The organism is Vreelandella venusta (assembly GCF_044809155.1).
Taxonomy (GTDB): domain Bacteria; phylum Pseudomonadota; class Gammaproteobacteria; order Pseudomonadales; family Halomonadaceae; genus Vreelandella; species Vreelandella venusta_B.
Genome location: NZ_CP085241.1, coordinates 1,024,046 through 1,037,039 on the forward strand (window position 1 = coordinate 1,024,046; position 12,994 = coordinate 1,037,039).

The 12,994-nt window shown below is 55.0% G+C and carries 12 protein-coding genes; 5 read left to right on the forward strand and 7 right to left on the reverse strand.

Annotated features, from left to right (window positions below; genetic code table 11):
- The first annotated feature begins 28 nt into the window (after positions 1–28).
- The gene (locus LG301_RS04915; RefSeq protein WP_404473931.1) at positions 29–1,213 is read left to right on the forward strand and encodes an NAD(P)/FAD-dependent oxidoreductase; all 1,185 of its coding nucleotides are present in this window, start codon (positions 29–31) and stop codon (positions 1,211–1,213) included.
- Between the two features lie 88 nt (positions 1,214–1,301).
- Here the strand turns inward: LG301_RS04915 and LG301_RS04920 are convergent, their stop codons facing one another.
- The 4 genes from LG301_RS04920 to LG301_RS04935 all read right to left on the reverse strand — a co-directional run bounded on the left by LG301_RS04920 (position 1,302) and on the right by LG301_RS04935 (position 3,419).
- Positions 1,302–1,601 (reverse strand): YqjK-like family protein, encoded by a 300-nt coding sequence (locus tag LG301_RS04920; protein ID WP_263065429.1) that lies wholly within the window; start codon positions 1,599–1,601, stop codon positions 1,302–1,304.
- Complete coding sequence (locus LG301_RS04925; protein ID WP_263065428.1) at positions 1,576–1,980, reverse strand: phage holin family protein; 405 nt, start codon at positions 1,978–1,980, stop codon at positions 1,576–1,578. Before LG301_RS04925 ends, LG301_RS04920 begins: the two co-directional genes overlap by 26 nt.
- Positions 1,980–2,312 (reverse strand): YqjD family protein, encoded by a 333-nt coding sequence (locus LG301_RS04930; RefSeq protein ID WP_263065426.1) that lies wholly within the window; start codon positions 2,310–2,312, stop codon positions 1,980–1,982. Before LG301_RS04930 ends, LG301_RS04925 begins: the two co-directional genes overlap by 1 nt.
- Positions 2,313–2,387: 75 nt before the next feature.
- A complete protein-coding gene (locus tag LG301_RS04935; protein WP_263065425.1) occupies positions 2,388–3,419 on the reverse strand; it encodes a phospholipase A in 1,032 nt (343 codons plus the stop codon).
- Positions 3,420–3,580: 161 nt separating this feature from the next.
- Between LG301_RS04935 and mscK the strand changes: the two genes are divergently transcribed.
- The gene (mscK, locus tag LG301_RS04940) at positions 3,581–6,922 is read left to right on the forward strand and encodes a mechanosensitive channel MscK (RefSeq protein ID WP_404473934.1); all 3,342 of its coding nucleotides are present in this window, start codon (positions 3,581–3,583) and stop codon (positions 6,920–6,922) included.
- 28 nt (positions 6,923–6,950) lie between these two features.
- On the opposite strand, the gene LG301_RS04945 is transcribed toward mscK, so the two are convergent.
- The 3 genes from LG301_RS04945 to LG301_RS04955 are packed head-to-tail and all read right to left on the reverse strand — an operon-like array spanning position 6,951 to position 11,029.
- Positions 6,951–7,703, reverse strand: coding sequence for a TlyA family RNA methyltransferase (locus LG301_RS04945; protein ID WP_404473936.1), 753 nt, complete (start codon positions 7,701–7,703; stop codon positions 6,951–6,953).
- A gap of 29 nt (positions 7,704–7,732) precedes the next feature.
- The gene (locus LG301_RS04950) at positions 7,733–9,775 is read right to left on the reverse strand and encodes a hypothetical protein (protein WP_404473938.1); all 2,043 of its coding nucleotides are present in this window, start codon (positions 9,773–9,775) and stop codon (positions 7,733–7,735) included.
- A 30-nt stretch (positions 9,776–9,805) separates the two neighbouring features.
- Entirely contained in the window at positions 9,806–11,029 is a 1,224-nt protein-coding gene (locus LG301_RS04955; RefSeq protein WP_404473940.1) for an acetyl-CoA carboxylase biotin carboxylase subunit family protein, read from the reverse strand.
- Positions 11,030–11,239: 210 nt separating this feature from the next.
- Between LG301_RS04955 and LG301_RS04960 the strand changes: the two genes are divergently transcribed.
- The 3 genes from LG301_RS04960 (at position 11,240) to LG301_RS04970 (ending at position 12,937) form a co-directional block, all read left to right on the forward strand.
- The gene (locus tag LG301_RS04960; protein WP_009100748.1) at positions 11,240–11,569 is read left to right on the forward strand and encodes a DUF1820 family protein; all 330 of its coding nucleotides are present in this window, start codon (positions 11,240–11,242) and stop codon (positions 11,567–11,569) included.
- 85 nt (positions 11,570–11,654) lie between these two features.
- A complete protein-coding gene (locus tag LG301_RS04965; RefSeq protein WP_404473943.1) occupies positions 11,655–12,290 on the forward strand; it encodes a TIGR04211 family SH3 domain-containing protein in 636 nt (211 codons plus the stop codon).
- A gap of 14 nt (positions 12,291–12,304) precedes the next feature.
- Positions 12,305–12,937, forward strand: coding sequence for a thiopurine S-methyltransferase (locus LG301_RS04970; protein ID WP_404473945.1), 633 nt, complete (start codon positions 12,305–12,307; stop codon positions 12,935–12,937).
- The last annotated feature ends 57 nt before the right edge of the window (positions 12,938–12,994 follow it).

The window sequence follows — 12,994 nt, forward strand, 5'->3', positions numbered from 1 at the left end:
CCAACTTTTCATCTTGGGAGCCTCAGTAATGGTCTACGACGTCGTGGTCATTGGCGCGGGTGCCGCTGGTTTAATGTGCGCGGCACAGGCTGGCTATGCCGGGCGACGCGTCCTAGTGGTCGACCATGCAAACAAAGCAGGTAAGAAAATCCTAATGTCTGGGGGAGGCCGCTGTAACTTTACCAATCTTGATACAGCGCCTGGACACTTTTACTCTGAAAATCCTTATTTTTGCATTTCTGCATTAAAACGTTACCGCCCAGAACATTTTGTATCGCTGGTGGAGACCCACGGCGTAGAGTATGTGGAGAAAGCCCCTGGACAGCTCTTTTGCGCAGATTCCGCCAAAGAGATCGTACGCGTTCTACTCACCGAGTGTGAATGGGCGGGGGCAGAAGTGGCGCTGAGCACATCCATTTCGCGGCTGGAGCGGCAGGGTGAGGGGATGCGGTTAACCACGTCCCTGGGCACAATTGATGCAGGTGTGGTGGTCGTGGCGACCGGAGGGCTTTCCATTCCCACCATGGGGGCCACAGGGTTTGGTTATGACATTGCCCGCCAGTTTGGCTTAGAAGTGCTGCCGACGCGTCCAGGCTTGGTGCCGTTTACTCTGAGCGATAGCTGGAAAGAGCGGGCCGCCGGGCTTTCCGGGGTTAGCGTGCCCACAGCGGTGAGCTGCAAAGAGAAGCGCTTTGTCGAGCCAATGCTGTTTACCCATCGGGGGCTATCGGGGCCTTCCATGCTGCAGATTTCCAGCGTTTGGGAGCCGGGCAGCGCCATCTCCATCGATCTCTTGCCGGGCGAAGACGCAGCTGGCGCGTTGCGTCATGCGCGCCAGGAAACTCCCAAGCGGCTGCTCTCGACCTGGCTGGGCGAGCGTTTCCCCAAGCGCTTTGCCCAGGCGCTGCTGGAATGGTACCCCGATGCGCACGTGACTAGCCCGTTGGCGCAGTTCAGCAACGATGCGCTCGATGCCTGGGCCCAGCGGCTCAACCAGTGGCAGCTAAAACCGGCGGGCACGGAAGGTTGGCGTACAGCAGAAGTGACCATGGGGGGAGTGAGTACTGACGCTATTTCATCGAAGACCTTCGAGGTAAAAGACTTGCCACAGCTGCGCTTCATTGGAGAAGTGCTGGATGTCACGGGGCAGCTCGGTGGCTATAACTTTCAGTGGGCGTGGGCCAGCGGCGTGGCCTGTGGCCAGGCGTGCTAACCGTTATTAACGCGCATTAAAAACGCCGTTGCGATTAGCCGCAACGGCGTTTTAATGGGCACTATAGATAACACCTTACATCAGGCGATTAAGACGCTACTTTCGCCAGAAGCTTCAATTTCCGAAACAGCATGTAGCCTGCAAGCGCTTTTCGGCCAACGGCCATGGCACCGCCAGGATGGCGTGCTATGCGTAGCGCAACAATACCGCCAATGGCATAGAGCGGCAGTTTGAGGCTTCGCCAGTTGCTGTCTAGCGGTGATGAAGCCCGTTTCAGCGTGTCGCTATCCACTAAAATATCGATGCGCTGTTGCTCTAGTTCAGCCAGCAATGCAGCTTTACGCGCTGCTCGGCTAGGTGGCTTAACGGCGCTGTTGTGACGCGTCATCCTCATTCACCTCCAGCAAGGCGCGGTCGGCGGCGAGCTGCTTTAGCGTCTCTTTAAGCAGCGTGTGACGTTTAGCTTGGCGTAGCGCAATGGCGGCCAGCAGAAGGCTTAGCGCAATTAATACCCCGGCGCTTACGCTAATCGCGGTAAGCCGGTACGTATCCCAAAAAAGCACAACTACCAGCGCTGTCAGCGTGGCAACCCCTAGCAGCAGTAGCAGCAGGCTAGCACCCGCCAGTAGCAATAAAACCAGTAAACGAGCGCGCTCCTCTTCTAACTCTAGAACCGCCAAACGCAGGCGAGTTTCACTGTTCGCAACCAGTGTTTTCAGCAGGCGTTTGGCGGCAGAAAAGACGCGTTGGGTGGGACCCAAAGCCATTAGCGACGTCCGAGCAGCATACCAACAACAAGGCCAGCGGCGGCGCCGATGCCAATGCTTGTCCAGGGGTTTTCACGAACGTAACGATCGCAGCAGTCAACCTGCTCGGAAAGCGTTTCACGGGTATCTTCGTAAAGGCGTTCGCCGCGTGCTTCCAGGCGAGCTCGGGTATCCTTCAAACGTCGTTCGGCGCGCTCACGCAAGTCACGCATTTCTCCGCTGGCGTCTTTGGAGGTTGCATTCATCAGCTCTTCGACGGTTTCGCTGAGATGGCGCAGATCTTCTTTCAGCTGGTCAGCGCGTGCGGAGGTATCTGTATTACGTTTTGCCATGATGTCTTCCTTTGACGAGTAAATGAGTGACGACTTCAGCATAGCAGTCGTCGCCGTATAGACAAACTTGTTGGCTTAACGGTTTAGCCCGGTGGCGCTGAACAGAGGGTTAAGACTGAAACCGAGGCTTAGGCGATGTACACGATGGTTGTAGTCAATCATGCTTTCTCCGTAGCCGTAGTAGTACTGCACATGGGCACGTACGCCGTTAAACGCGGGCCAGCTGTAATCAACCTGCGTGCCGTAGTTGCCAGCACTTGGGTTGCCCCGCACCAAGCCTTCTATTTCATGGTTATTATTCAGCCGTTTCGCCAATCGGATATCGCCATAGCCTAGAAACCGCTGAATATCAGGATTGTCGTCGCTGCTATCGGATTCAGGAACGCGCCAATACGGTGCTAATGTTAGTGCCCAGTCACCGCGCTGAAAGGTGTTTTCCATATAAACCCTGTTCCAGCTGCGGGAGAGTGGAGCTGAGCGGCCGTTCGATTGGTGATTAAAAGCAAGCCGGTTGCGCGTATTTACCCAGCCTAAGGCGCTCCAGGCATTGTCAAAATCAATAAAGAGTTCAGGTTCATAGTTGGTCTCCCGGAAAGGGGAGGAGGCATCGGTATTGTACGCTTGCCACCAGCTACGCTGAGTGTAGCCAAAATAAATATCGCCAACATCGCCGAAAAGATCCTGAACTAAGTTAAATTTAGCGCTGAACTGAAACTTTACCTCTGCGCTATCTGGGGAGCTATCTTCGGTGACATTGCGAAAATTTTCGGCATTTTGATTCGTGTTGTAGCTTACCGGGAATAAGTAATTTGTTCGGTGAGTCGTAATGGAGAAAGGGTTGCGGGAGGATTCCTGCTCCAATTGACGGCGAGTGCTAAGATCCTCAAGTGCTACCTCTTCAGGTAGCCGTTCCACCGGTAGCCCCATGTCCGCCTCTTCGGGAGCATCAAGTTGCTGCAGCTGTTGGCGGAGCTGATAAAGCTCAGTATTTAACGCGCGAATACGCGCTTCAACATCCTCACGGGTTTCCGCCAGCGCACTATTGGTGAATGCTTGTGCGCCTAAGAGTGCCATAAAGCCGGTACATAACAGTTTTCGGATGACCATCAACGTGGCTCGCAAATAGAAAAGGAACGGTTATCAGGCTTGTTTCTATACAGGCTGCGGGTGTAAGTCAACTACTCTAGATTGCGCTAGGGATAAGAACGCCTGACAATGGCGCTGTTTCCCGTAGTCACGGGTTTTTAGTGTCGGTGAGGCAGATAAGCGTGGTGAAATTCGCTGTAGAGGTGATCGTAAAAATTGTTTGGGCAGTCGTCTTTACGATGTGTATCGGGGCTGCCGCCGTACACGCGAATATCCCCAGTGGGGTACCGTCCCAGTCGCAACTTTCTGAGCGATTGGCAGAACTCGTCAATCAAGAAAGTGAGCTAACTCCAGAGCAGCTGCGCGAAAAAGAGTCTCTGGAGGCCGCACTCCAGGCCTACGAGCGTTTGATGGCTGTCGACGAGCGGCTGAATGCACTCGACCAGCGTATTGCACAAGCGCCTGAACTGCTACTTCGTTTAGAGCGCGAGTTAAACGAGGCAGAAGAGGAGAGCCTTCAGCTCTCGGTTGATAACCTCAGCGATATGCCGCTGGAGGCGTTGGAGACTCAGCAAGCAGAAGCCGTAGTGGAACTGCAGCAGTTGGAGAGCCAGCTAGCCGAGGTCAATTCCCAACTGCTGGCCGCACAAACGCTGCCAGAGCGTGCCCAACAGTCGATTTCCGATGCGCTGCAGCGTGCCGAGACCCTGCGACGAGAGTACGACGAACGCGAAGCGTTGCTTGAAGGACGGCAGCTCTCCGCTCAAAACGATGCAAAGCTGATTCAGCTACGCCTTGAACGGGCCCAGGCAGAGCGAGAGGTTAACTTAAATCAGCGGGAGTTAAGCGCTAATAGCCGGTTACGCGAGTTGGCCCAGCAGCGCCGTGACTTATTGTCGCTACAAATAGAGCACCAAGAGCAACAGCTGAACTTGCTACAAGGCGTCATCGATCGCCAGCGCCGTTTGCAGTCTGAGCAGGCGATTGCCGATGCCGCCCGAGATGATCCGCTCATCGCGGAAGGTCATCCCGTCGTGCTCAATGCTCAGCAGATCAACCAAACGCTGAGTCTTGAGCTACTGCGCGCCACCGATCGTGCGAACGGCATTGTGCGGGAAAACATTGAGACTCAGCGTCAGCTTGATCAAGTGCGTCAGCTGCAGCGTAGCCTTAATGAGCAGCTAGACGCGATTCGCGGTAGTCAACTGCTGTCACGCATTCTACGCGAGCAGCGCCAGTCGTTGCCGGCTATCGCCCCTCGGCGCGATTTACAGGACGAAATTGCAGATCTGCGCTTAAAGCAGTTTGATTTGATTCGCCAGCGTGATCAGCTGCGCCAAGGCGAGCGCCTAGCCAGCCAACGGCTGCAAGAGGCGGGAGTCGACGTCACGCCGAGCTTGGTTGACTCGCTTACGCGGCTTTATCAATCTCGCCGTGAGCTGGTTGAACAACTTGAGCAGGCTTACGGCAGCTTGCTCAGTTCCGCCATTGAGTTGCAGCTCAACCAGCAGCAGCTATTTATGACCACGCGTAGCTTACGCGCCACCATTGACGAGCAGCTGTTCTGGGTGGCAAATAGCCGCCCGTTAGACGTTAACTGGCTACGCCAATTGCCGAGCAATCTGGGCACTGAATGGAGAGAGGGTGAGTGGCGCGCTATTTTGCCGAATCGCTGGCAGGGGCTTTCGTGGCACCTGCTAAGCGGCGCTCCGCTGCTTTTGGTAAGCCTTTTATTGGTTGGTCTGCGGCGACGCATTAAAACTCGCTTGGCATTGATCCATTCGCAGATTGGACGCTTAAAAAGCGACACCCAGCTGCATACGCCGAAAGCTGTGTTGCTCAATGTGCTGCTAGCTAGCCCTGGGCCACTGGCATTGGCGGGCATGGGCGTTGGGCTTAAGTCAGCAGAGGGCGCGTTGGCTTACAGCTTAGCACCTGCGCTTTTACAGCTGAGTTTGAGCTGGGGAGTGATTGCGCTAGGGCGCCGTTTACTGGTGGCTGACGGCGTGGCCGAGCGCCACTTTACCTGGTCGCCTGGCTATAACGCACGGCTACGTCAATTACTTGGCGGGTTAGGCGTTGCGCTGACCCCTGTCGTGGCTATTGCCGCTATGTCGGAACAGATGGAGACCCCCTTGGCGCTGCGCCCAGTGGCCATGGGGTTATTTTCTATAGGGCTACTTGCCATGAGCTGGTGGCTAGGACGGCTGATCCTCTCCCATGTGCCCTTTTTTGGCGTAAGGCTCTTCCGTTTGATACTTGGGCTAGCGATGGCTTCGGTGCCACTCGTATTGCTGGGCTTAGTTGCTTGGGGGTATGAGTACACCGCGCTGCGCTTGGTAGGGCGCTTTGCGATTACGCTCTACCTTTTAGGGCTATGGGTAGTGGTTGAAGCTACCGTGGTGCGTAGCCTCGCAGTGGCGGCGCGCAGGCTGGCTTATCGCCGCGCATTGGCCCGGCGCCGCGCCATGGTGCAAGAAGGCGCTGAAGGTGGGTTAGAGGTCGTTGAAGAGCCGCCGCTGGATATGGAGAAGATCAATACCCAATCGCTGCGCCTCTCGAAACTTATCTTGTTAATTGGCTTCAGTGCGCTGCTCTATTTGGTGTGGGCGGATCTGCTGACGGTATTGGGGTACTTGGACCATGTAGCGCTGTGGAATGCCGAAGAGGGAGATCTCGTTGGCGACACCCTCTCCATATCGGATTTTTTCACCGCACTGCTGATTGTTGCGCTCACCTTTATTATGGCCAGTAATTTACCGGGCTTGTTAGAAGTGATGGTGCTTTCGCGGTTAGCGCTTAAGCAGGGGAGCGCCTATGCGATTAGCTCATTGCTCTCTTACACCATCGTCGGGACGGGCGTTGTGATGGCGTTAGCCACGTTGGGAGTGTCCTGGGATAAGCTGCAGTGGTTGGTAGCGGCGCTGAGTGTGGGGCTGGGCTTTGGTTTGCAGGAGATCTTTGCCAACTTTATTTCTGGTCTGATTATTCTGTTTGAGCGGCCCATTCGGATTGGCGACACGATTACGATAGGCAACCTGCATGGCACTGTTAGCCGGATACGTATCCGAGCCACCACGGTCACTGACTTTGATCGCAAAGAGATTATTATTCCTAATAAAACCTTTGTAACCGACCAGCTGATTAACTGGTCGCTTTCGGATAACGTGACTCGAGTGGTGCTCACTTATGGTGTCTCCCACGGGTCTGACCTGCCGTTAGTGCATCAGTTGCTGCGCCAAGCAGCTGACGAGAACGAACGGGTGTTAAGCGACCCGGAGCCTCAAGTGTTTTGCCTAAGCTATGGGCAGCACAGCTTGAACTTTGAGCTGCGCATCTTTGTTAATGACTTGGTGGATCGGCTGTTTGCCGCCGACGAAGTGAACTGCCGCGTGGATGAACTGTTCCGTGAAGCTGGGGTGCGCGTCGCATTCGAGCAAATGGATGTATGGCTGCACCCTGACGAGGGCGAGTCCGTCAAAGTGCAGTCGGCGAAGCGTTTGCCACCCGCTAACCTCAGCTGATCCCCAACGCAACGCCGAATGCGCTGGCCTAGCGCTTACTGGCGAACAGCAGAAACTCCCGATTGCCGTCACCGCCGGTAATCGGGCTCTCCTGCCAGTGGCTAATAACGAGCCCGTACTGCTGGCAGGCGGTGCGGATTTTCTGTTCTACCTCAGCGAAGCGGCGAGGGTCGCGCACCACGCCGCGTTTGTCGAGGGCATTTGGCTCTAGTTCAAACTGCGGTTTGACCAGCGAAAGTAGCTGCCCATCGGTGGGTAGCAGCGCTGCAATCTCGGGCAGAATGAGCGTTTGCGAGATAAACGAGACATCCATCACCGCCAGATCAATCGGCCATTCAGCAAGCGCGCTCAATAGCGCCGAAGCGCGGCTCATTTCGCGGGCGTTGAGTCTTTCCAGGCAAGTCACTCGCGGGTCGTTTCGTAAATGGTTAGCGAGCTGGTCGTGACCTACTTCGACGCCAACGACGTGGCGCGCGCCAAACTGCAGGGCGCAGTCGGTGAACCCGCCGGTCGATTGGCCAATATCTAATACGCCTCGCCCCTCTAGGCGCATGTTGAGCGCGTGCAAAACGCCCTCTAACTTCAGTCCGGCGCGGGAGGCATAGCGCTCCTCCGGATCATCTTCCACGTTGAGTGGCGTGTCGATTGGCCACTTTTCTGAAGGCTTATTAAGCGTGCGGCCATCGGCAAGCTGAACGCGGCCGTTGCGTATCAGACGCTGGGCGCGGGTGCGTGAATTAGCCAGCCCTTGGCTGACCAAAAGTTGATCGAGTCGAATCATGGTGTCTATGGGGTTGTTAACAGCAGCTATTAAGGCCCTTCTGGCGGTGTGTTGGGGCCTTGGTCTGCCTGAAGCTCGGTAGGCGGCAATCGGGTAGCTCCCCAGCTACGGTGAAGATAGCCTTTAACGCTTTCAAGCTCCTCCTCCGTAACTTTGGCAGGTTCGCCCCGCTCTAGTGGGTCATAGTGGTAAATATACAGTCGAGAAGTGAACTGGTCGAACGGCAGTGAGGCTTCGCCAAACCGTTCACCGTTACCAGCAGTGCTGACTTTGACCTCATCACCCCAGTTTTGCCCGCTATCGTTATTAGGGTTATAGAAGTAGATGCGCATTACGTCATTTGGGTCGAGTGACGCACGCAAAATCGTGATGGCGTGCCAACCAATGAAGCGGGCGGCGCTGTCGGTCACTGCGATACCGGCCGGCTGCGGGTGTATAAGCGGTTGATTACCGTTGTAGTACGGGTGATAGCTGGCGTAGAAGTGGCGCACGAAATCATCCACGCTGCATAGCTGGCCGGTGGCAACGTCGACATTGATGCTAAATCCGCGGCCTGACCACCAGCCGTGAAATTCAGGGTTTACCCAGCGGTGGGGGTCGCCTTCACGGCCAATACAACGCCTGCCCATTTCGGCATAAATACGGTCTAGATGGGGGACGACAATCAGTGAGACCGGATCCAGGTCCATGGGTAGCTCGGAGGCAACGCCCAGCGCGCTTTCCATGGATGAGATAGGTTGGCCTTCGAAATGCATAATAATTTCATCGTCACGCGCCGCCCAGGTCACCATTTGCAGCAGGTAGTCGGGGTCGTTATAGGCCCACATGGAGAGTGCCCGAGCCGACTGGCAAGTGGGGTTGTTACCCTGGCCAACGCCGAGCGGTAACCCCAACATACAGAGCACGCCTTCAATCAAGCGCGCCCGTGGTGAAGCATAATCACCATAAGCAATGGTGAGCCGTGACTCAGCCCACTCAGAAAGCTGTAGGTTGAGCTGGCGCCACATGGCCGGAGCCACGGGAGGTTGATAAAGAATTCCACGCTCCAGCAGCAGTGCTAAGCCATAAACGGCCTGGGCGGTAGCCGGGTAAACGCCGCTACGAATGAGTGCGTGCACCAGCTCACGGTAGCACAACAGGCAGTCGCGGCCGGTAGCAGATAGCCCTAGTGCCTCAGAGAGTAGGTGATCGCCCTCTTCCAGCAGGTAGCGCATCAATACGGCATGGTAGGGCGATACTAACCCCGTATCGTGCATGGCGCGGGCAAAACCGGTGGATTCCGCTTGCAATGCAGCGCTGTCCATCCGCTCCAGGCGTTCACGATAAAGCGCAACGCCTGGGTCTTCACGGCAGGCCTGGGTTGGCCCGTAAAGTGAGCTAACCAGCCTGTCAGCCCCTTGGCCGCTCGACCCTAAATCAATGTCTGGATTCACTTGGCACAGGGCGATCTGGGTAATCATTTGCTTAATGGCATCGACCTGGATCGGACGCTGCTTGAGGATTCGCCAGATTTCGTCAATCAGTTGATCAATGACATGCTCATAGCCAATGCGATTAGCGAGATGCTGAAAGAGCTGACGCGGAATATTGGCTAACCGGCCTTGGGTTTCACGTTCGGCTTCGCTTGGCGCGTGAAACAGCAGCCACAGGTTAATAGCCATCACTTGGGTTAAATAGTGATGAGCATGCTCCTGGGAGACCAGCGAATGCAGATAACCACCCTTCGCAACAGCCAGTAGCCGCAGCTCGCTTAATGTTTCAATGACGACGACATTCGCATCGGCACTCTTCAGTGCAAAGGTGGTTAGCGTAGGGATTAAATATTGGGGGGTTGCCCAATCAGAGCCTTCAAATACGCCGGCGGATTCAAAATCCACCGCGCGTGCCTCAAGGGCGGCACAGCCGCCCTCTAGCATTAAGACGCGCCGCGCGGTATCCAACACGCGAGGTAGTTTTGCTACTTTGGAGAACTCAGGCGCCTGCGAAAGCAGGCGCACCGCATCATCAAAGTTGCTCAATAGTTCGTTGAGCTTGGCATCTTCAGGTGAAGAGACCTCTTGGTGGTTCGTCACATAGACTCCTTACCCTTGCCGTAGCGGGGATTATACATAGAAGTCGAGATCCTCTTGGCGTTTTAAAAGATCGCGGATAGTATGCGCGTCCTCACCTTTAAAGTAGATCAAGCCCCAGTGGGTACCAAACGCGGTGCGTTTAGTGACGGTTTCTTCCACTGGGGTGCTCAGCTCATGAGACTCAAAATAGGGATGATCCTCGGTCTCTGCGGGAATCTCTAAGCGGCTGACAACACGACGGCGAGGATAAACGCCGAAGCAGCCCGCGAAGCCGTTTGCATCTTCGACCTCTTTTGGGAAGAACGCAGCAACTTCTTCACGGGTGGTTTTCGGGTCAAACACCAGCATGGAGGCTTGATAGGCATTAAAGCCGTAAACACGCTCCAGTAGTTCAAAGACCTTAAAGCCTGGAGGCCGGTAGGCAACCTCACCAAAGTACATCTCACCGTCGCTGGTAACGAAGTATTCGGGATGAATAAGACCAAATTCGATATCAAATGCTTTAATCAGCTTTTCAATTTGAGCGACAATTTTCTCTCGATATTTTTCAAGCTCTGGCGAAGCAGGCACAAACACCGAATAGCCCAGCTTGACGTACTCGGAAATATTCAGGAAGGCAATTTTGCCATCGTGAATCCAGGCTTCAACAGCAAACTCCCAGCCGTCCAGGTGGGATTCCATCAATACCGGAAACTCTTCATCGGGTATAGAGTCGACTTCATCCGGCGTGCGGATGACGCGGTGACCGAGACAGCCTGCTTTATCGAATGCTTTGAGATGGATGGGGTCGTTGGGATCACCGTCTAGCTTAAGCAGGGTCTGATTCACCCGTTTAAGAAAGCGAACAACGTCCTCTTTATCATGGGCTTCTTCAAAAATGCCCACGCGTATACCGCCTAGTTGGGCGCGCCGCTTCATCAGTGCTTTATCACGCAGTAACAGCGATTGGCCATAAATGCGCGGATTGTCTAGTAGCAGGGAGTTAATCGCGCCGGCCCACTCAACCGTTTCTTCGTAAAGCGGGATAGCCACATCGACGCCTTTCTCTTTCAGCGTTTCGGCAATTTCCATTGAACGGTCGTTGAGGCGTTCAAAATTCCACGCTACGTAAGGAATATCATGTTTTTGGCAATACTCTTCTGCCCAATCAGGTGCCACCACTATGTAGCGTCGGTCAAACGTCTCTGCGGCTTCGATCGCATTGAGGCTCCAACCTAATAGAGCGATGTAACCCTTATTGGGATCTTTTTGCATAGATGGTAACTCCTGGGGTGGGTGGAAAAAACTGCCTTACCACCAACTCACCATACACGATAGGCGCTACCACCGGCTAATTAGTGGCCTGTGAGGCTGTCAAATAAGGAAAGCGCCGTTTTCGATGATGTCTGCTAAAGGGGCAACCCCGGAGTATGGTAGGCTAGGCGCGGTAACGTTACCTTCAAGTGGCAAGAGGAATAGGCCAAGATGGCGGCCAAGCCGATTTATCGTGTAGTGGTTCACCAACAGGGTGAAATTTGGGATTTATACGTAAGAGAAATCTTTCAGAGCGAACTCTGGGGCTTTATTGAAGTCGAGGAGTTTGTCTTTGACGATGCATCGCGGGTAGTCGTTGATCCAGGAGCAGAAAAGCTGCAGCGCACTTTTGAAGGCGTAAAGCGTAGTTATCTGCCGCTCAATGCCATTGTACGCATTGATGAAGTGGAGCGAGAGGGGCCCTTAAAGGCAGTTAAAAGCGATGCCCGTGTTGCAGAGTTTCCTCGTCCCTTTCCGCTGCCTCCCCGCGGAGAAGGGTAAGCGCCTAAGACAAGCGCAAAGCTTAGCGATACGTGCGGGTGGCTTCGTCGGCCAGCGCTCGTTTTTATGATCAGGACATGACGTCATGCAAGTAGACAAATTTCGTTTGAGTTGTTATGCCGCTGCCGTAGGTATGTTGTTAAGCGTTAGCGGAACTACTGCGTTCGCCCAATCAGAGAGCCAAGCCTGGGTGAGCGATGAGTTAAGCACCTATGTGCGAAGCGGGCCTACTGATGGTTACCGCATCGTGGGGACATTGAACGCGGGTGAGCAAGTAGAAATGCTCGAAACCAGTGGTGACTACACCCGCGTACGCGGTAACAATGGTGATACGGTGTGGGTATTAAGCAGCGAATTACAGCAAACGCCCAGTGCCCGTGAACAGTTGCCAGTACTGGAAAGCCAAGTAAGTGAACTGACGGAAGAGTTGGACGGAATCAATGCAACCTGGGAGCAGCGCGTTAGCTCCATGCGGGAAACTCTGGAAGTGCGCGAGCAGCGTATTGCCGAGTTAGAAGCTCGCAATCACGAATTGGACAGTGAAGCCGATCAGTCGCGCCAGCAGGTTCGGGCGCTTCAGGCGCGCTTGGACACCCAGGAAGAAGACTTGCTCATGCGCTATTTCATGTATGGCGGCGGTGTGGCGGGCGCTGGACTGCTTGTGGGGTTGATTGTTCCTCACTTGCCACGTCGTCGTAAGAAGCGTGATCGCTGGTTTTAAGCGAGGTAACCGAGATGGAGAACCCATGGCGTCAGCGCTGGCAAGAGGGGCGTATCGGCTTCCACCTATCCGATACGCATCCGGCGTTGGTGCGCTATTGGCCAACGCTGGGCGTAACGCCGGGCGCTAAAGTGCTGGTGCCGCTTTGCGGTAAGAGCCTGGATATGCGCTGGTTGGCAGATCAAGGACATCCGGTGCTAGGCATTGAGCTGGCGCCGGAGGCCATTGAGCAGTTTTTTGCCCAGCGGAGTGCCGGTGTCTCCCGCTATACCCAGGCAGATTTTGATGTGTCTCGTCAGGGCAGCGTTGAGCTATGGTGCGGCGACTTTTTTCATCTGCATATTAAGCAGGCTGCCGAAGTGGGCGCGTTTTACGACCGCGCTTCATTGATTGCCCTGCCTCCTGCCACACGAGAGCGCTACGCGTTTCATTTAGCCCAGCTAGTGCCGCCGGGTGCCCAAGGCTTGCTTGTCAGCTTGTCACACGGGGATCATGAGGCGGGGCCGCCATTTAGCGTGCCGGGGAGCGAAATTGAGCGTTTGTTCACAGCTAATTTCCAGGTCGAGCTGTTAGCACATGGCGAAGCCGACGATCGGGGGCGCAGTGAAAGCGTGTGGGCATTAAAAAGGCGCGGTCCACACGTTTAGTGTGTCCGCGCCGTTTAGCGCTTTAATTAGCTATGCCATTTGCTATACGAGCCAGGG